The 18600-nt window shown below is 50.1% G+C and carries 16 protein-coding genes; 11 read left to right on the top strand and 5 right to left on the bottom strand.

Translation table 11 applies throughout. The features are described from left to right. Window positions 1-68 precede the first annotated feature (68 nt). From ACGG90_RS03120 to ACGG90_RS03155, 8 genes are all read left to right on the top strand, one after another. Entirely contained in the window at window positions 69-1343 is a 1275-nt protein-coding gene (locus ACGG90_RS03120; protein ID WP_390405736.1) for an ABC transporter substrate-binding protein, read from the top strand. A 127-nt stretch (window positions 1344-1470) separates the two neighbouring features. Further along, window positions 1471-2379, top strand: a complete 909-nt coding sequence (locus tag ACGG90_RS03125; protein WP_390405739.1) for a carbohydrate ABC transporter permease — start codon at window positions 1471-1473, stop codon at window positions 2377-2379. A gap of 18 nt (window positions 2380-2397) precedes the next feature. Continuing rightward, entirely contained in the window at window positions 2398-3273 is an 876-nt protein-coding gene (locus ACGG90_RS03130; protein ID WP_390405742.1) for a carbohydrate ABC transporter permease, read from the top strand. An 89-nt stretch (window positions 3274-3362) separates the two neighbouring features. Continuing rightward, window positions 3363-4052 carry a hypothetical protein gene (locus tag ACGG90_RS03135; protein ID WP_390405744.1) on the top strand — a complete coding sequence of 230 codons (690 nt, stop codon included), beginning with the start codon at window positions 3363-3365 and terminating at the stop codon, window positions 4050-4052. Between the two features lie 14 nt (window positions 4053-4066). Further along, window positions 4067-5194 carry a glycoside hydrolase family 88 protein gene (locus ACGG90_RS03140; RefSeq protein ID WP_390405746.1) on the top strand — a complete coding sequence of 376 codons (1128 nt, stop codon included), beginning with the start codon at window positions 4067-4069 and terminating at the stop codon, window positions 5192-5194. Between the two features lie 90 nt (window positions 5195-5284). Beyond that, window positions 5285-6091 carry an AraC family transcriptional regulator gene (locus ACGG90_RS03145; RefSeq protein WP_390405747.1) on the top strand — a complete coding sequence of 269 codons (807 nt, stop codon included), beginning with the start codon at window positions 5285-5287 and terminating at the stop codon, window positions 6089-6091. 93 nt (window positions 6092-6184) lie between these two features. Further along, on the top strand, window positions 6185-8050 hold the full coding sequence (locus ACGG90_RS03150) for a glycoside hydrolase family 2 TIM barrel-domain containing protein (protein ID WP_390405750.1): 1866 nt from the start codon (window positions 6185-6187) through the stop codon (window positions 8048-8050). Continuing rightward, on the top strand, window positions 8031-8987 hold the full coding sequence (locus ACGG90_RS03155; RefSeq protein ID WP_390405752.1) for a beta-galactosidase small subunit: 957 nt from the start codon (window positions 8031-8033) through the stop codon (window positions 8985-8987). Before ACGG90_RS03150 ends, ACGG90_RS03155 begins: the two co-directional genes overlap by 20 nt. Window positions 8988-8989: 2 nt before the next feature. Here ACGG90_RS03155 and ACGG90_RS03160 read toward each other — a convergent pair whose 3' ends face one another. Beyond that, entirely contained in the window at window positions 8990-9163 is a 174-nt protein-coding gene (locus tag ACGG90_RS03160; protein WP_390405754.1) for a hypothetical protein, read from the bottom strand. Window positions 9164-9296: 133 nt separating this feature from the next. Here ACGG90_RS03160 and ACGG90_RS03165 point away from each other — a divergent pair, with 133 nt between their 5' ends. Continuing rightward, window positions 9297-10835 (top strand): multicopper oxidase family protein, encoded by a 1539-nt coding sequence (locus tag ACGG90_RS03165; RefSeq protein ID WP_390405757.1) that lies wholly within the window; start codon window positions 9297-9299, stop codon window positions 10833-10835. A gap of 201 nt (window positions 10836-11036) precedes the next feature. On the opposite strand, the gene ACGG90_RS03170 is transcribed toward ACGG90_RS03165, so the two are convergent. The 4 genes from ACGG90_RS03170 to ACGG90_RS03185 form a co-directional block, all read right to left on the bottom strand. Beyond that, a complete protein-coding gene (locus ACGG90_RS03170) occupies window positions 11037-12623 on the bottom strand; it encodes a glycoside hydrolase family 43 protein (protein ID WP_390405759.1) in 1587 nt (528 codons plus the stop codon). Between the two features lie 147 nt (window positions 12624-12770). Further along, window positions 12771-13649 (bottom strand): PTS system mannose/fructose/sorbose family transporter subunit IID, encoded by an 879-nt coding sequence (locus tag ACGG90_RS03175; RefSeq protein ID WP_390405762.1) that lies wholly within the window; start codon window positions 13647-13649, stop codon window positions 12771-12773. Beyond that, complete coding sequence (locus ACGG90_RS03180) at window positions 13642-14520, bottom strand: PTS mannose/fructose/sorbose/N-acetylgalactosamine transporter subunit IIC (RefSeq protein ID WP_390405765.1); 879 nt, start codon at window positions 14518-14520, stop codon at window positions 13642-13644. Before ACGG90_RS03180 ends, ACGG90_RS03175 begins: the two co-directional genes overlap by 8 nt. A 2-nt stretch (window positions 14521-14522) precedes the next feature. After that, the gene (locus ACGG90_RS03185) at window positions 14523-15017 is read right to left on the bottom strand and encodes a PTS system mannose/fructose/N-acetylgalactosamine-transporter subunit IIB (protein WP_390405768.1); all 495 of its coding nucleotides are present in this window, start codon (window positions 15015-15017) and stop codon (window positions 14523-14525) included. A gap of 301 nt (window positions 15018-15318) precedes the next feature. Here ACGG90_RS03185 and ACGG90_RS03190 point away from each other — a divergent pair, with 301 nt between their 5' ends. Further along, window positions 15319-18057 (top strand): sigma 54-interacting transcriptional regulator, encoded by a 2739-nt coding sequence (locus ACGG90_RS03190; RefSeq protein ID WP_390405770.1) that lies wholly within the window; start codon window positions 15319-15321, stop codon window positions 18055-18057. A gap of 128 nt (window positions 18058-18185) precedes the next feature. Further along, window positions 18186-18584 (top strand): PTS sugar transporter subunit IIA, encoded by a 399-nt coding sequence (locus tag ACGG90_RS03195; RefSeq protein ID WP_390405773.1) that lies wholly within the window; start codon window positions 18186-18188, stop codon window positions 18582-18584. Window positions 18585-18600 lie beyond the last annotated feature (16 nt).

Here is an 18600-nt window from a genome sequence, read left to right on the forward strand (position 1 = left end):
AAGGCCCACCCAACTGTGGGCAAAGGTCGTTGGCACGAATCAAGCCTTAAGTATTGGAGGATAATGCAATGAAAACCTGGCGCAAAGTGGCTTCATTATTCGCTGTTTCCGTCGCGGCGTTGGCGTTAGCAGCTTGTGGCAATAGCAAGAAAGATACTGGTTCCACCACCAAAGGCGGCAAGACGGTTTTGAAGGTGACGACTTGGAACTACGACACGACCCCTGAATTTGGGGCATTGTTCAAGGCCTTCGAGAAAGAACATCCTAATGTTGATGTGCAACAAGTCGATATTCCATCAGATGACTATGATACGAAAGTCACCACGATGATGTCCTCTGGTGATACCACTGATATCTTGACCATGAAGAACCTGTTGTCTTATTCCAATTATGCCTTGCGTGATCAATTAGTTGACGAATCCAGTCACTTGAAGAAGCTCGACACTTCTGCGGCTAAAGACACGTATGCCATGTACAAGATCAAAGGCAAGACTTACGCGCAGCCTTACCGGACCGACTTTTGGGTCTTGTATTACAACAAGAAATTATTCAAACAAAACAACATTCCAGATCCAAACACTTGGACTTGGGATCAATATGTGAAATATGCCAAGCAGCTGACTGACAGCTCCAAAGGCCAATACGGGACTTACCAGCACATTTGGCGCTCTACGATCCAAGCCATCGCCGCAGCGCAGAATGGCAAGAACTTATTGAAGCCGTCGTATGATTTTGTTAAGCCATATTATGACAACGCTTTAGCACTGCAAAAAGCCAAGGCCCAAATGGACTATGGTACCGCTAAGTCCACTAAGGTCACTTACCAATCACAATTTGAAGATCAGAAAGCGGCCATGATGTACATGGGCACTTGGTACATGGGCGGCTTGTTGTCCAATATCAATGCCGGCAAGACCAATGTTGAATGGGGCATTGCGCCGATCCCGCAAAAGACTGGCGCTAAGAAGGTCACGACCTTTGGCTCACCAACGGCTTTTGCCATCAACAAGAAGTCCAAGAACCAAAAGATCGCCCAAGAATTCCTCGACTTCGCTTCTGGTAAGAAAGGTGCCGAAGTGTTAGCTAAGATCGGGATCGTGCCGTCTTATCGGACCGATGCCATCAACAAAGAATACTTCGCAGTTAAAGGCATGCCGACTGACAGCTTGTCTAAGAAAGCCTTCGAACCAGACAAAGTTGCTGTTGAATTCCCTGTTGCTAAAGACGGCCCGGCGATCGACAAGATCTTGCAAGAAGAACATGACTTGATCATGACTGGTGATGAAACACCAACGCAAGCGGTCAAGAACATGGAATCACGGGTCAAAGAAGAGGAACAATAACCCTGTGCACTAACTTCAGATTGCGTCTTAATGGAGCCGAGTCTGCTCGGCTCTATCCAAGACGCAACCTGCACCCGTCTTAACAATAGAGAGGAGGAAGGGGTGATTATCGATCACCCTGTCTAATATGCAAGCTACATCCTCAAATCCATCACGCTCCAAGCAAGCCCACAAGCTGCAGCGGCGTCACACCTTGACGGCCTATTCGTTCATTGCACCAAACTTCGTCGGGTTCTTCATTTTTACCTTGATCCCGGTGGTGTTCTCCTTCGTGTTGGCCTTCATGTCGTGGGATTCCTTTGCAACCCCGAAATTCGTCGGCCTGGCCAATTTCGCCAAAATGATCCACGATACCACATTCTGGATCTCATTCAAAAATACCTTCTTGTATACCTTAGGGGTGGTGCCGGCGACGTTGGTTTGCTCATTGGGGTTGGCCATTCTGTTGAACAAGAAGCTGGCCGGGGTGAAGTTCTTCCGGACTGCGTTCTTCTTCCCTTATGTCACGTCGCTAGTGGCAATCGCCGTGGTTTGGAACATGCTGTTTCACCCGACGATGGGCCCGATCAACCAATTCCTGCGCCACTTCATCACCAACCCGCCTGGCTGGGCAACCAGTTCTGATTGGGCGCTGACGGCGATCATCATCGTGTCGATTTGGCGCTTCATGGGTTATTACATGATCTTATATCTGGCTGGGTTGCAGTCGGTGCCGAAGGAATTATATGAAGCCGCTGAAATGGATGGCGCCGGCAAGTGGAAGCAATTCTTGAATGTGACGCTGCCAAGTTTGCGGCCCACGACTTTCTTTGTCACCATTATGTTGATGATCAACTGTTTCAAGATCTTTGATCTGGTGCAAGTCATGACTGATGGCGGCCCTGGCCGCGCGACCAACGTGTTAGTGTATGAGATCTATTCTGAAGCCTTTGTGAAGTTCAACTTCGGTTATGCCAGTGCGATCGCCTTAGTCTTGTTCGTGATCGTCTTAGGTATCACCGTGCTGCAATTCACTTGGGAACGCAAGCGCGGATAGCGGAAGGAGGAATTGAGCATGGATGCTACTAATGAAATCAAAGCCGCCAAGACCCGCAAGAAGCACCGCCAAGAACTATCAGTGTTAGGCAAAGTCGGTTTATACCTGCTGTTGATCGCTTTAGCACTGCTGACCTTGATCCCGTTTCTGTGGATGCTTAGCGCGTCGTTCAAGACCAATAACGCCGTGTTCACCGTCCCAATCAAATGGATCCCTAAAGAATGGCACCCGGAGAATTATTCGATCATTTGGAGTCAGATCCCTTTGGCCACATTCTTTAAGAACACGATCATCTTAAGTGTCGTGATCACCTTTATTCAACTGATGACGTCAAGTTTTGCCGCATATGGCTTCTCTAAGATGCACTTTCGCGGCCGCGACACCTTGTTTCTGATGTATATCGGCACCATTGCCGTGCCATGGCAATCTTACATGATCCCGCAATTCATCATGATGCGTAAGCTGCATTTGACTGATACCTTGATGTCGTTGATCTTATTGCAGGCCTTCAATGCCTTCGGGGTGTTCTTGATGAAGCAATACTACGAAAGTATCCCTGATTCCTTGTGTGAAAGTGCCCGCATCGATGGTTTATCTGAATGGGGCATTTACCGGCGCATTATCTTGCCTTTGACCAAGCCGGCTTTGGTATCTTTGACGATCATCACCTTCGTGAACACTTGGAACGACTACATGGGCCCATTCATCTACTTGTCTTCAACGGAAAACAAGACGCTGCAGTTAGGCTTGAAGATGTTCGTCGGGTTATATGATACCCAATATGCCTACATCATGGCGGCGTCGGTGTTATCGATCCTGCCAGTAGCGGCGGTATTTATCCTGTTGCAGAAATACTTCGTGCAAGGGATCGCCACCAGTGGGATGAAGAACTGATGAAGGCACCGGATCAATTGGATGTAACAGCATAACAGTAATATTGCACACGTTGTATGACAAAATACGCCAGCCACAGGAGGTAAATCATGAAGCAGCACGATTTTCTTAACAACCCGTTTATGAAGGTCATGAACTGGGCCTATGATGGGCTGACGGTAAGCCTCTTGTTTGCCTTAACCAACTTGCCGCTGGTGATGTGTGCGTTGTTTCTGGCAGTCGATGTGCGCAATTTACCATTCTTTCTGATCGCGTTGATCCCCTTTGGCAGTGCCAGTCTTGCAGGGCTGGCAGTGGTCGATGACTTTATCGCTAAGAAAGGGCTCGCCCCGGCTAAAGATTATGCGCGCTATTTGATCAAGTACTTTACGCGCGGCTTGGCGTATTGGGTACCGACGCTGTTGGCGGTGATCATCCTCGTCACTGATATGGCGTGGAACATCATTCACCCGGAGTTGGGCAAGTTCTTGATGCCGCTTTTGACCGTGTTATTGATCACAGTGTTGGGTTTAGTGGTGAATTTGCTTTACTTGCAGGTGCGCAATCCTGAAGCAACTAAGCGTGCGGTGTTCAAGTTAGCGGTGTATTACTTGGTTAAACGCTGGTATATTGCGGCGCTTAACGCGGTGTTGATCGCCGCGGTACCGACATTGATGATCATCAAGCCGCAATTTGGCATGGTGGTCACGCCAGCTTTGTTGCTGCTGTTGATCTACTTAAACTGCGAATTTTTGGGTAAGTTGCAGCTTTGGCAGAAGCATCCTAAAGAAGTGAATTGAAGGAGTAAGTGAAGATGACAGAGACTCAGGCATTTGCGCATGCCGCCTTAACGCGGGTGCAAGCTAAAATGACCGCCGTGATGGCGCGTAATCCCGATATTATCCCGTATACCACAGACGCAGATCATCACTATATCGACATGCGCCAAGTTGATCCTTACTGGTGGACCAATGGTTTCTGGGGCGGGTTGTTGTGGCAGCTGTACGCCTTGTCTGGCGAGGTGATTTATAAAACCAGCGCCATTAAAGTTGAAGATCACCTCGATCACAACTTACACAACGCCCAGAAACTTGACCATGATAATGGCTTTAAGTGGTCATTGACGGCAGTGGCACATTATCGCCAAGACCATGATCCAGTGGCGCATAACCGCGCGTTACTAGCGGCGAATAACATGGCCGGGCGCTTCAATTTGGCGGGGCATTATATTCGCGCTTGGAACGACGAATCCGGCAACAATCGGGCCAACTTGGCGATCATTGATTGTTTGATGAATCTGCCGCTGCTTTATTGGGCCAGTGCCGAAGAACAAGATCCGCGCTTTAAGCAAATCGCCATTGCCCACGCGCAAATGGCCCAAACCAACATGGTGCGCCCTGATGGTTCGGTGAAGCATATTGTGGTGTTTGATCCAGCCACAGGGGAATACCTTGAATCCCAAGGAGGGCAAGGTTATGGGCATGGTTCCAGTTGGACGCGCGGGCAGGCCTGGGGGATCTATGGCTTCACCTTGAGTTATCGCTATACCAAAGACGCCAGCTTCTTGGCAACTGCGCAGCAAATCGCCAATTACTTTATTGCCAACATACCAGCCAATGGCCATATTCCAATCGACTTCCGGCAGCCGAAAACACCGGCGCTTGAAGATTCATCAGCCGCTGCGATCGCCGCGTCTGGGTTGTTGAGTTTAGCCGGTTATCTGCCGCAAGCAGATGCGGCAGTTTACACGCATGCCGCGCTGCGCTTGTTGCAAACATTGGCTAATGAAGGGGTGGATTGGGACCCTGAGCATGACGCATTCTTGACCCATTGTTCAGCACAATATAACGAGCCAACGCATGAGTATCCGATTGTGTATGGCGATTATTTCTTTATCGAAGCGTTGATGAAGTTGACCAATCAAGCCCTTGATCTGTGGTAGATCAATTTATGATGATCGTTACCGGCAAGATAATGCTGGTAACGATTTTTCTATGCATTCGTGGTAATCTTGGTGAGGGAGGTGAAGCAAATGCGCTATTTGTTCCAGACACCAGATCAAAGCTTGCCGCTGTTTGTTGACAGCGTCGGTTACGCATGGGCCCAAGACGCCATGCATCGGGCTAACGGTTACCCGTATGTTCATTGGCTGCAAACTGAACAAGGTACAGGTGAAGTGCAAGTCGGCAGCAATCGCTTCACCTTGGCGCCGCATGCTGGGATCTTAATCAATGCCGGGGTACCGCACAGCTATTCCCCATTAACGCCGGATTGGCAAACGGCGTATTTTACTTTCGGTGGTGCTTTAGTCAAGGCGTTATTAACGACATTAGCGGTGCGGCAATACTTGTTTGTGCCGGTATTATCGCCAGTGCTGGAAGGCTTCATTCGCACCAATGCACCCACCATGCAAGCTGCGGCGCCGACTGCGCGATATGCGAGTTCGGCATTGGTATACCAGTTTCTCTTGTTGATCAAACAAGCACAGCTTGGCCAGACCGTTGAGCCGCAAGTGGCCGCGGCGATCATCACACCAATCAAAGCCTTGATCGAAGCACAGTATGCGACACCGTTGAGTAATGCGGATTTTGTCGCATTAACGCATTACAGCCAACAATATATCACCGCAGTGTTTCGCCGCTATTATGGCGTGACGCCGCATCGGCTATTGACGCAGGTGCGGGTGCGTCATGCCAAGGAACTGCTGTTGAATCAGCCAGAGTTAAGCGTGAGTGAAGTGGCCCAAGCAGTCGGCTTTGCCACAGTCAGTTACTTTATTGCCCAATTCAAAAGCAGTGAACACGTCACGCCGAAGCAATTTCGGCAACTGTACGATTGAGTTTCATTTTGTGGTATTTTGTGCGCACTTTGGGTCATGTTTTGCCGGCAGCAGCGTGGTATCGTTGAGTCAAAATGAAGAGGAAGCGATACAATGCAACCACAACTTACGTGGCTTGATGACCCGCAAGTGTTTCGCGTTAATCAACTGCCGGCAGTCAGCGATCACCAATGGTATGCCGATTATGCAGAATTTGACGGCACATCTAGTTTCAAGCAGTCGCTAAATGGGACTTGGGCGTTTCAATTGCTGCCAGATCCAACCCAGTTGACTTGGGATTGGGTACAGCCTAGTGCACCAAGAGCTGACTTTACCACGATTCAGGTGCCGCAACATATCGAACTGGCTGATCATGCGCAGAAGAATTATGTGAACACCCAATACCCTTGGGATGGCAGAATCTATCGGCGACCGGCTTTCGTTAACGGGGCCACCGATTTGGGCGTGGGCAAGTTTTCTGATGCGCCTGATAATCCCGTGGGTTGTTACTATAAATCATTCACTTTGCCTGATAACTTTCTAGATCTCCCGGTACAGGTGCGCTTTGGCGGTGTTGAAACTGCGCTGTATGTTTGGTGCAATGGGCAGTTTGTCGGTTACGCCGAAGACAGCTTTACCCCATCCGCTTTTGATTTGACGCCATATTTGCATTCTGGCGAGAACGGTTTAGCTGTTGTGGTGTTTAAGCGCAGCACGGCTTCTTGGCTGGAAGATCAAGACTTCTTTCGCTTCTTCGGGATTTTCCGCGAGGTGGCGTTATGGGCAAGCGCGCCTACGCAGATCCAAGACATTAAGCTGCGCCCTCAGCTGGCAGAGGATCTGCAAACAGGTCAATTAGCGCTGGATCTGCGCTTGGCGCCAGTTGCGGCTGGGTCAACGGTACGGGTGGTGGTGCAAGACGCCGCAGGAACGGTAATAGGTGAACAAAGGCAACCGGCTTTGGCTGCGATGCATTTTAACGGTTTCGATTTTGCTTCGGTGCATTTGTGGGATCATGATGACCCTTATCAATACATCGCTTATATCGAGACGTTAGATGCCAAAGGGCGCTTGCTGGCTGTTGTGCCGCAGCAGTTCGGCTTTCGGCGCATTGAGATCAAAGATCGGGTGATGTACTTAAACCATAAGCGTTTGATCATTACCGGAGTCAACCGCCATGAATGGAGTGCGACTGGCGGGCGCTGCGTCAGCTTAGCCGAGATGCACCAAGATATCCAAACCTTCAAACGCAACCACATCAATGCGGTGCGAACTTGTCATTATCCAGATCAGCCAGTATGGTACGCGTTGTGTGACGCAGCGGGGATCTATGTGATGGCCGAAACCAATCTGGAAACCCACGGCACCTGGCCCACTTACAACGTGCCAGGCGACTTGCCGCAATGGGAAGCGGCGGTGGTCGATCGCGCCCGCAGCAATTATCAAACCTTCAAGAATTATCCCAGCATCCTATGGTGGTCATTGGGCAATGAATCCTTTGCCGGTACCGGGATCGCTGCGATGAACCGTTATTTCAAGACGCATGACGATACGCGCTTGGTGCATTATGAAGGTGTGGTGCACCGGCGCGAGTTTGAAACGCAGATCTCAGATCTTGAAAGTCAAATGTACACCAAACCCGAAGACATTGCGGCGTATTTCGCACAAGGGGCCAGAAAACCATTCATCTTATGTGAGTACATGCATGATATGGGCAATTCTTTAGGCGGAATGGCCGATTACATGGCGTTGATCGACCGGTACAAAGGGTTTGCCGGGGGCTTTATTTGGGACTTTATTGATCAAGCTTTGGTGGTGGTCGATCCTGTGACCAAGCAAACTGAGTTCGACTATGGCGGCGACTTTGATGATCGTCCAACGGATTGGGAATTCTCTGGCGACGGGTTGTTGTTTGCCAACCGCCAAGAGAAGCCCGCGATGCAGGAGGTGGCTTATTATTATGGCCGATACACCAAATAAATTAGCACTGGTTTATGGCGACAGCGGCTTAGGCGTGACTTGTGGCCCGCGCACATATTTGTTCTCATATGCCAAAGGGGGACCGATCTCCTTGCGCGATCATGGCAAAGAGTGGCTGTATCGCGCACCGCAGCCGGCTTTCTGGCGAGCCACTACCGATAATGATCGCGGGAATGGTTTCCCCAAACGGGCCATTCAATGGCTAGGGGCCGATCAGTTTATCGATGTTGCCGCTCCGACGATCACGGTTGATGGGACAACCTTGTCTGAATTGCCGATCCCACCGGTCAATAACCATCAAACTGGCCAAGAAAATGCAACAATGGTGACGCTGGCGTATTTGTTCACGACCCTGACGATTCCGCAAACAACTGTGACAGTGGCATATACGGTGACTGTACCAGGCGACTTGGCAGTACAGGTGCATTATGCAGGTGGCGCTGGGTTGCCAGAGCTGCCGTGTTTTGGCTTGCGGTGGGTGATGCCAACAGAAGCGCTGGGGTTTGATTATACCGGTTTGTCTGGCGAGACTTATCCAGACCGGATGGCCGGTGGCGTTGCCGGGACATATCACGTGGCAGGGTTACCGGTCACCCCATACTTGGTGCCGCAAGACTGCGGCATGCATATGGCAACCACAGCATTAACGATTACGCGCCAGCGCACGTTAAACAACGCAGACCGCGATGCAGCCCCGTTTACTTTGCAGTGGGCGGCAGATGATCAGCCTTTTGCCTTTTCATGTTTGCCTTATCTGCCAGAAGAGTTGGAGAACGCAACGCATCACAGCGAACTGCCGCCGGTACATCGCACGGTTTTGACCATATACGGGGCTGTGCGCGGCGTCGGTGGGATCGATTCATGGGGCGCTGATGTCACTGCGCCTTATCGCATCGACGGGCAAGAGGCAATCGATTTCCGGTTCAAGGTGGGCTGATGCTACTTCTTATACATCATGTACACGGCCATAAGCGAATCAGCGAGCATGATGAGCGCCATCAGCCACATGGCGTGGGTCATGGCCACCATATTCATTCTCAAGTTGGTGGCGAAGACCATCCACACCAAGCCGACATTGGCCAACAACATTAACCAAGTAAAAATTTTCGACATGCTAAATCCTCCCCAAATCTCATACTCATTGTAACGATTCTATTTTACACCGCTTGCAAGGGTGAAAGTGTTAAAATGAGGAAGAACTTAGGTAAGGCGAAAAATCCTTACTGGCTGAGAAAGGGGAATAATAATGGCACAACAAGTGTATGAAGATTACTTTTTCGATGAACCGGCGTACAACATCCATGATGGCGGCTATGTCCCGCTGGTCGTGGCTGACGCGCCAGAGTCCAAGTTGACGATCCCGCCGCTGCTTAAACCTGATCGGCAAACAGATACAGACGTCTGGTTCACATTGGAAGCTCAAAAAGGTGAAACACAGCTATTGCCTGGTGCGAAAACTAAGACTTGGGGCTACAATGCGGCGCTATTGGGTCAGACTTTGGCTTTTGAAGTGGGTAAACACATTCATGTGACCTTGAAGAATTCCCTTGATGAGCTGACGACGTTTCACTGGCATGGGCTTTCGGTGTCTGGGCCATATGTTGATGGCGGCTGCCATGCGCCGGTTTATCCTGGCGAAAGCAAACAAATCGACTTTACCCTTGATCAGCCGGCTGCGACAACTTGGCTGCATGCCCATCCGTGTCCTTCAACTGCAGAACAGGTGTGGCATGGCTTAGCGGCGATGGTGATCGTGCGCGACCAGCATGAAGCCAGCTTGCCGCTGCCGCGGACGTATGGGGTTGACGACATTCCGCTGGTGCTGCAAGACCGGCGTTTTCACGAAGACAATCAGTGGGACTATCAAGCCGATTACGATCCAGACGGCGTGCAAGGGCCAACGGCGATGATCAACGGTACCGTGAATCCGGTATTTGACGTCACCACGCAAAAGTTGCGCCTGCGTATTCTGGATGGGGCCAACCGGCGTGAATGGCGGCTGCATTTTTCCGACGACTTGGCCTTTACGCAAATCGCCAGCGATTCCAGCTTGCTGCCTGAGCCGGTGCGCCTCACGCATCTAATGCTGACTTGTGCCGAGCGCGCCGAGATCATTGTTGACTTCAAGGACTATCAAGCAGGCGACGTTGTGACGCTGTTTTCCGATGACGTGCCGATCGTCAAGTTTCGGATTCACGCCTTCAAACCGGATCACAGCGCGCTGCCTGAGCACTTGCTCGACATTCACGCACCTCAAGTGCTTAAGACGACGCCGGTGCGCAAGATCGTCATGTCTGGAATGGACGAGGCGGTGGCCATTGACGGCAAGAAGTTCAGCATGCAGCGCATCGATGCCACGCAACCGATCGGGCTTGCCCAATACTGGGACATCACCAATACCAACACCATGGACGGCGGCATGGTCCATCCCTTCCATGTGCACGGGACTCAGTTTCTTGTGATTTCCCGCAATGGCGGGGCCCCTTATCCTAATGAGCACGGCTATAAGGACACAGTTGGCGTCAATCCAGGCGAAACCGTGCGCATCTTGGTGCGCTTTGATTTGCCAGGCGTCTACATGTATCACTGCCACATCATCGAGCACGAAGACGGCGGCATGATGGCTCAGATCCAGTCGTATGATCCAAACAAGCCAATGCCGACTTACAAGCTCATGGATATGGAGACTTTGATGAACGCCTTCGCCAAGGAGCGCGGCGTTGATCCCATGACCATGTGGATGCCAGGGATGGATTCATATAAGAAGATGGGCATGAAGATGTAGTTTTCCCCAATCAAAATTAGCGGCTTGGCCCCTGAACTTCAGGTGGGCAAAGCCGCTTTTTTGGTGATCTTAAAAGGGCCCAGGACTCATCAAACCTTTGATGTGACTGGGATAAAGCCAATTGTTTCACGTGAAACAATTTTAACGATCACGAAGCCAGGCAAGAACATCCTGTAAGGATATGCTTGACTGGCTTCGTGGTTAGTGCATTTCTTGATAGGTAAAATTGGCAAATGTTGCGCTACTTGTGTGATCATTGAGATCTTGGGCGCAGATGCCGACCATTGCGCCGGTAAAGGCCAGCTTGCCTTGGGCTTTGATCCAGTCATCAGACAGCTGATCTGCCGGCAGAACCGTGCCGATCGGCTGCCACGAGTCATGCGCTTGACGGTAGAAAAACTGTGCTTGGGCATGATCCACGCAGGCGCGCAGCTGAATGCGCGCTGTCGTGAGCGGCACAGCAGGGGAGGCATAACGCGCTTGCCCGGCGGCATTGACTTCCACGCGCAAGAAGCGCTGCTGGGTTTGTTCATCGGCGCTTTCATACAGATAAAACCAGTTATCAGTGTCATAGAATAACACCAAACCAGCCATTTGTTGAAAGCTTTGCGGCGCAAAAGTCATTTCAGTTTCAGCGATGAATTGAAAATGCTGCCACCGCCGCGCCAGCAGACTTTGTTGATGAAGGCTGGTGAGGCTTTGGCCGCCTTTGAGCCGCAGCCCTTCAGGCGTCAACAAAGCATGAATACCGATTGGGCCGCGCAATGATTTGAAGCTTGAGGGAATCGTCTTAACCGTTGTGAAGTCTGTGGCTTCTGAGTAGTCTCGGCGCTGCGTGACACCATGGGCAATCGATGGTAATGGATTGATCACGTCTGGCACCTCACTGCCGTTAGCCAGATACGGCCAGCCGTTGTGCCAAACCAGCGGTGTCAAACCGGTTTCTCGACCCAAAGGGCACATGCCGCGTTGCAGTTTAAGCGGTCGCGCAGTGATAAAAGTCGCATACCATTCAGCTTGGCTAACTTGCACCAAACTGACGTGACCGCACTTTTGCAAGGGACTGTCAGGGTGTGGTTTAGTGGTCATCAGCGGCGTGTTAGGCGCGACTTCATACGGTCCTCCGATATCTTTCGAACGGGCAATAGTCGCGGCGTGAGAGTAACCGGTGCCCCCAGCGGCGCAGATCAGATAGTAATACCCATCTCGCTTGAGCATCTGCGGTCCTTCTGCTACCCCCAACTGCGTCCCTTGAAAAATGCGGTGGCGCTGGCCAACGAGTTGGTGGTGCGCCAAATCGTATTCTTGCAACACGACGCCGGCAAAATTAGGGTGATCGAGGCGGTGATCGAATAACATGTTCATTAAATAATGTTTGCCGTCGTCATCATGAAATAACGCCGGATCAAAGCCGCTGGCATTCAAGAAGACCGGTTCGCTCCATGGACCAGTAATATCAGGCGCTTCAATAAGATAATTCAAGGTGTCCTTGAAGGTGCCGGTGGTTTTAACGTCGGTATAGATCAAATAGAATTTACCGGCACACCAACTCAAAGCCGGCGCCCAGAGGCTGCCAGAATTATAGTTGCCAAATAAATTCACTTGGCTGGTCCGAGAAACTGGTTCAGCAATCAGTGCCCAGTTGATTAAATCAGTTGAATGATAGATTTCGATGCCAGGCCACCACTCGAAAGTTGAAGTCGCAATGTAATAATCGTGGCCGACACGCAGGATCGAGGCATCAGGGTTAAAGCCAGGCAGGATCGGATTGGTATAAGTATTGGACATTGTGTTACCACCTTTCAGATGTGCACATCACCATACAAGCAAGAATAATGCCAGATTGCGGCGGTGTACAGCGGGTGATCAGCAGGCTTGGGGTGAACAAAAAGCCGTGCTCAGCGCACGACTTTACTAATGATTCGAAGATCCTGTTTATGCCGCACCACCAGTGATCCCCAGCACCGTTAAGATAACGGCAACCACGAAGACCACGACAATTGCGAGTACTGGACGGTTATGCTTGCGCAAGTAACCAAAGCAGATCATGGTCAAAGCAAGTGGCAGCAGACCTGGCATGATCGTGTTTAAGACGTTCTGCAAGTCGAAGACTTGGCCGCCGCCGAGCTTGGCCTTGAAGGTGGTGGTGAAGGTGACGAATTGCGCGGTCATCGCGCCGGTCATGATTAAGCCCAAGACTGTGCAGCCTTTAGTGATGGCAGCGAAGGTGCCGTTTTTCATCGCTTTGGAAATGAAGTTGCCGCCGGCTTTGTAGCCGAGCACTTGGCCGTACCAGCGGATCAACGTGTTTGGTACATTGGCAACCAGCAGAAACAAGATCGGGCCAAGCATGTTGCCTTGTTCAGAAAGGCCCAAGGCGATCCCAGTGGCAACAACGCGGATCACAGATAAGTAAATTGAATCACCGATCCCAGCTAAGGGACCCATCAAGGCCGTTTTGATGGCGGTGATCGAAGATTCGTCGAAGGCCTCGCCATGATCTTTGGCGTACTTGTTTTCTTCTTCCATAGTTAAGACCAAGGCGGAAATAAAGCCGTTCATCCCAGTGTTAACATTGAAGAAGTCTTGGTGACGGGCCATGGCAGCGTAGAATTCATCAGTTCCTTTGCCATAGATCGCTTCCAAGAAAGGTTCCATAATCCAGGAAAAGGTGATTCCTTGCTGCTTCGTGTAACTGGTACAAAACATCAGGTAGTTGTTGCGCCAGAACATTTTCCACATGACTTTACGTTCTTGTTTGGTCAGTTTGTAGCTGATCTTACCGTTATCGGTAGTAGCAGGTTGATTAGTCATTGAAGAAGTCCTCACTTTCATCATCATCGTCTTTGGAGCTGTGATTTTGATTTGATTGTTGATCGTCGAGCTTCTTTTGCTTGTGCAATTCGCTCATCGTCACTAAAGCGGCGATGATGAAGCCGAAGAAGGCGATTTGAACCAGCGTCAAAGATTTCGTCGAAGTGTAAGCAAGCGTTACGGCATGCTTGGCGATCGTGCCAGTTGTGGCTTTGTCATATAAGAAGAATGCGCCCATGCCAAAGCCCAAGAAGTAATACGGAGCCAGCGATTTGTTCCACAGCATCTTAAGCAACAAGGCCAAGCCAATCGCTGGCAACATCGTCGAAGCAACGGTCATGGAGCTTTGGACCCAAGCCGGAATGTTCGCAACTAAGGCTTTGATTGCGCCAGAACCAGCGATGATCACGATGAAACCAAGCAGGAAGTAAGCCAGTTCATAGCCGCACATCTGAAAGAACCATAGGCGGTTGAAACCTTTGATATTCTTTTCTTTGATGAGTTTCTCAAAGCGTGGGACTAAGGCGGTGATGACCATCTTCATCACCGTGTACAATAACGTGCCCAGCATGGAGATTGGTACGGCCAAGGCGATGGCGGTGTTCAAGTTGGATCCCAAAGTCATCGCAAAAGCGGCGCCGAAGATTGAACCTAAGGTGAAGTCAGTCGGCATCACGCCGCCTAAAGAGACATTCCCTAAGAAGATCAGTTCCAGCTGAGCGCCTAAGATGATTCCTTCTTTAGGATGGCCAAGCAAGACCCCTAACAAGGCGACGACGAAGATCGGTCGTGACAGCATGGATGAGAACCACCAGTCGAAGAACTTCGCAAAGGCGACAACGAAGCCGACAATTAACGCGTTAACGAGCATGATCAATTACCTCCAATCAAGGTTTTGAGAGATTGCGGTTCGTCTTCTGGCAATGGTTGATAGGTGAAGTCTTGGCCGTTGGCAAACAACGGTTCAAGCCGTTTCTTATCATCATTGGTGAGATAAACCGTGTCCGTAATTTTCTGCTTATCGCTTAATGCGCCGCCGATGCGGCCATAGTTGGCGATGTTGAGCCGTGGGTTCTTGTCGTTTAACAGTGGCAGCAGGTCTGTGATGTATTTGAGCTCGTTGCTTAGGACTAAGATCTTTAAGTTCTTGGCGCGCGGATCATTTAAAGTCTTAGCCGCTTTGGCTAAGGGCATAATTGCTGCTTTGACGCCAGATGGTGCTGCCATTTGCAGTGCGCTTTTCTGGATCTCGTTGGTTGCGATGGTGTCGCTGACCACGATGATCCTGCTGATTCCAAGTTCTTTGGACCAACGTACGGCCACTTGACCATGGATCAAGCGATCGTCGATTCGTACCATACTGATCATATGTATGCCTCCAATGTGAGTATCAATAATGATTGCTGGCGTAACCGCCTACATTTACTCATAAGCAACTTTGATGCCAAGTTCTGTCGACACATCAGTGCTGCTCGTGAGTAAGCTTGCATGAAGAAATAAGCAAAAAGAATGCCAAGATGCGGCGAGTAATTGGCAATCGTTGATGCGACAGGCTTTATCAAGAAAATATGGCATCGCTTGCAGAAAAAACTTTGTGAATCAGTAAATAAATGCTATCATGGCCTCGACAGAATATTGCTAGAATTTAAATGTGTCGAAGGAGGACGCCATGGCAATCACAGCAGTTCAAGAAGAAGTGCGGCGGGAAACACAAGCGGCGTCGAGTTTACAAGATCTCACACGCATCACCACCGAACAAATCGCAGCGACGGTTCAGCTTAGTCGCAACACCACCAGTCAGTACTTAAATGAGCTGCTTAAGCAGCGCACTGTTATTCAAATCAAGTCGCGGCCGACGTACTTTGCCGATCGGGAGGCTTTTGCCGCGCAATTCTTTGTGCCAAAGCTGGATGTGTATGCTTCCTTAGATGAGTTGGCGCATGAACAGATCAGCCATAACAATGTCTTCAAGTCGTTCATTGGCAGCGACCAAAGCATGAAAGAAGACATCGAGCGGATCATTACCGCCTTGGCTTATCCGCCTAATGGCTTGCCTTTCATCTTGTCTGGCAGTACCGGTGTCGGCAAAAGCCATTTAGCCAAGTTGGCTTATGAGTATTGCCTGCAAGAGGGCATCTTGAAGCCCAACGCGCCATTTATCACGCTGAATTGTGCGCAGTATTACCACAATCCTGAGCTGTTATCGAGCAATCTGTTTGGTTATACCAAAGGCAGCTTCACTGGGGCGGTGTCGGATATGAAAGGAATGCTGGAAGAAGCCAACGGCGGGGTATTATTCCTGGATGAATGTCATCGCTTGGATCCGGAAAGCCAAGAGAAATTGTTCTCCTTTATGGACACTGGTACCTTTCAGCGCATGGGTGATACCGGGACCATCCGCCATGCCAATGTGCGGCTGATTTTTGCCACGACAGAAGATCTGCAAGAAACCTTCTTGCAAACCTTCATGCGGCGTATTCCCATCGCTGTGAAGGTGCCTAATCTCAATGACCGCTCCAAAATCGAGTTGCGTTCGCACATTTATAAGTCCTTCATTGATGAAGCGACGCGGCTGAACATGACTATCACCGTTAGTCCTTGGATCATCAATCGGCTGTATAACCATACCTACAAAGCCAACATCGGCGAATTGAAAAGTGACATTCGGATCCTGTGTGCGCGGGTATTTTCCAAAACTGATGACAAACAAAAGATGGTGATGACCACCGAAAACATCGGCAACGGCTTGTTAACGGACTTATTGGCGGTTAACGAACAAGAAACTATCGTCAAAGACCCGGTGTCTTTCACCCCAGACAGTTCCTTGTCGGATTACATCAAGGCTTGGCATGATGATAATGCCTTGGTGAACTTATTGATCCAGAAGTGCTTGCAGTTGGATACCGATTACCAAGCGCATAAGGTGACTGAAGCGGTGGTCAAGCAACAGTTAGCCCGCGAAACCGCGGCCTTGATGGATCAAATGGTGCATCAAGACAAGCGCTTTGAGAATGAGTCGTTGAAGTATATGACGGCGGTGATCCAGAAGCTGTTTGATTATTTGAACTCGAGTTTCTTTGTTAAGATCAAAGGCAACGCCGTGGTGGCTATTGCCAATTTCTTATACCGCAAGCGTGATTTTGAACTGACCATGACGCCGGCTAATGAAGCCAAAATCGAGCAGTTATTGGCCTTGTTGACCGAACATGCGACAGTTGAACATCAGGTGCTGCAGGCGTTCTTGGATCTGGTGCGGACCCAGCTGGATTTTCGCATGGATGCGTTCAATCAGTTGTTGTTGTTGAGTTATCTAGTGTCTTTGGAACTTAACGCCGAAGAAACGGGCCAACATGCCTTGATCTTGGCCCATGGCTTCTCGACAGCCAGTTCGATTGCCGATGTGGTAAATCAGTTTCTCAACCATAAGGTATTTGATGCTTATGACATGCCGTTGACGGTGTCGGTAGATCAAGTGAAGCGATTCTTGGTTGAGTACGTCAAGAAATACGATTGCCACAAAGGCTTGATCGTCTTGGTCGATATGGGGTCATTAATGGCCTTGCCGGAAAGCTTAGGCGACTTGTTGAATGGGCCGCTGCTGTTGATCAATAACGTCTCAACGCAAGAGGCGTTATTCGTTGGTGAAATGATCCAACAAGGTGCGGCAATCGATGAAATTGGCCGGCGCGCTCAAGACAAGCTGCTGCCGCAATACAAGCTGACTTATCCGGTGATCGAAAAGACCCCGATGATCGTGACCACTTGCCACACCGGCGTGGGGTCAGCGCGGCAGATCCAGACACTGCTGGAGAAAAGCATTCCGGCATCAGTTGACTACAAAGTCGAGTCGGTGGATTATGCATTCTTGCGCAAGTATCGCGAAACCGCGCCGATGTTTAACCAATACGACGTGGTGGCAATCGTTGGGACCAATGATCCTAAATTAGCTGATGTGCCGTTTATTTCACTGGAGACATTGGTGTCAACTGAAGGCACGACTGTTATTCATCAGCTTTTCCCGACGATTTCAGAGCCTAGTGTGCTGGCTGAAATCAACGAGAAGCTGATCCAGAACTTGTCGATCGAACGCCTGTTATCGGCGGTGACGATCCTGGATGTGCATAAGGTAATCGCCTCAGTAGGTGCGATGATCGAACGGCTGGAAGATGGGGCGAAGATCCATCTATCCAACAATCAGCGCGCCACGTTATATGTGCATATTTCGGCTTTGATCGAGCGCTTGATCAGAAACGATAAGCCATTAAGCTACACCCCGGCGCACCCAGAACAGCGCGTGCAAGGCTTGGCCCAATTACGCCGCGCGTTAAGTGACATCGAAAGCACTTATGCGGTCACAGTATCAGATGGCGAATTAAATTACTTATACGACATTGTCTTTGGCGATTAGCCATCATTCATCACGCCGCTGCCTGAAAGTATCAGGACAGCGGCGTTTTGTGATTTGTGAGGTTTCGACAGTAAGTTGGCACGCTTCTTGCTTATATGCTGGCGAATGAACAGGAAGGTGACGTTTAGATGACACGGATAATTCTGGTTTCACATAATCAACTGGCCCCGGGGATGAAGAAAGCGGTCGAAATGATCGCCGGCCCGCAGGCTGATTTAGAAGCATACGGCCTGATGCCGGGCAACCAACCCGACGCGATCATCGCAGCGATTCGCAAAACCATCACAGCCGACCAAGAAGTCTTGATTTTAGCTGATATCGTTGGCGGTTCAATGTGCAACGCTGCAATGACTTTGCTTGATTTGCCTAATGTGCGCTTAGTAAGCGGGATGAACTTGGCGCTGGTTTTGCAAGTCGTGTTGACGCCGCCGCATGACCAAGCCGCTTTGAACAAGGCGATCGCCAGTGCCAAGGATAACTTGCGCCAAATCGTTTTGGAGAAGGCGCAAGACGAAGAATTCTTTTAGACGTAAAGGAGATAAT

The organism is Lacticaseibacillus jixiensis (assembly GCF_042847315.1).
GTDB lineage: Bacteria > Bacillota > Bacilli > Lactobacillales > Lactobacillaceae > Lacticaseibacillus > Lacticaseibacillus jixiensis.

What these genes read in the sequence shown, in the direction of transcription:
- ACGG90_RS03175 (WP_390405762.1), bottom strand. Translation starts at nt 13,649, where the DNA reads ATGACTAATCAACCTGCTACTACCGATAACGGTAAGATCAGCTACAAA.
- ACGG90_RS03120 (WP_390405736.1), top strand. Translation starts at nt 69, where the DNA reads ATGAAAACCTGGCGCAAAGTGGCTTCATTATTCGCTGTTTCCGTCGCG.
- ACGG90_RS03135 (WP_390405744.1), top strand. Translation starts at nt 3,363, where the DNA reads ATGAAGCAGCACGATTTTCTTAACAACCCGTTTATGAAGGTCATGAAC.
- ACGG90_RS03145 (WP_390405747.1), top strand. Translation starts at nt 5,285, where the DNA reads ATGCGCTATTTGTTCCAGACACCAGATCAAAGCTTGCCGCTGTTTGTT.
- ACGG90_RS03160 (WP_390405754.1), bottom strand. Translation starts at nt 9,163, where the DNA reads ATGTCGAAAATTTTTACTTGGTTAATGTTGTTGGCCAATGTCGGCTTG.
- ACGG90_RS03195 (WP_390405773.1), top strand. Translation starts at nt 18,186, where the DNA reads ATGACACGGATAATTCTGGTTTCACATAATCAACTGGCCCCGGGGATG.
- ACGG90_RS03165 (WP_390405757.1), top strand. Translation starts at nt 9,297, where the DNA reads ATGGCACAACAAGTGTATGAAGATTACTTTTTCGATGAACCGGCGTAC.
- ACGG90_RS03130 (WP_390405742.1), top strand. Translation starts at nt 2,398, where the DNA reads ATGGATGCTACTAATGAAATCAAAGCCGCCAAGACCCGCAAGAAGCAC.
- ACGG90_RS03170 (WP_390405759.1), bottom strand. Translation starts at nt 12,623, where the DNA reads ATGTCCAATACTTATACCAATCCGATCCTGCCTGGCTTTAACCCTGAT.
- ACGG90_RS03155 (WP_390405752.1), top strand. Translation starts at nt 8,031, where the DNA reads ATGGCCGATACACCAAATAAATTAGCACTGGTTTATGGCGACAGCGGC.
- ACGG90_RS03150 (WP_390405750.1), top strand. Translation starts at nt 6,185, where the DNA reads ATGCAACCACAACTTACGTGGCTTGATGACCCGCAAGTGTTTCGCGTT.
- ACGG90_RS03125 (WP_390405739.1), top strand. Translation starts at nt 1,471, where the DNA reads ATGCAAGCTACATCCTCAAATCCATCACGCTCCAAGCAAGCCCACAAG.
- ACGG90_RS03190 (WP_390405770.1), top strand. Translation starts at nt 15,319, where the DNA reads ATGGCAATCACAGCAGTTCAAGAAGAAGTGCGGCGGGAAACACAAGCG.
- ACGG90_RS03185 (WP_390405768.1), bottom strand. Translation starts at nt 15,017, where the DNA reads ATGATCAGTATGGTACGAATCGACGATCGCTTGATCCATGGTCAAGTG.
- ACGG90_RS03180 (WP_390405765.1), bottom strand. Translation starts at nt 14,520, where the DNA reads ATGCTCGTTAACGCGTTAATTGTCGGCTTCGTTGTCGCCTTTGCGAAG.
- ACGG90_RS03140 (WP_390405746.1), top strand. Translation starts at nt 4,067, where the DNA reads ATGACAGAGACTCAGGCATTTGCGCATGCCGCCTTAACGCGGGTGCAA.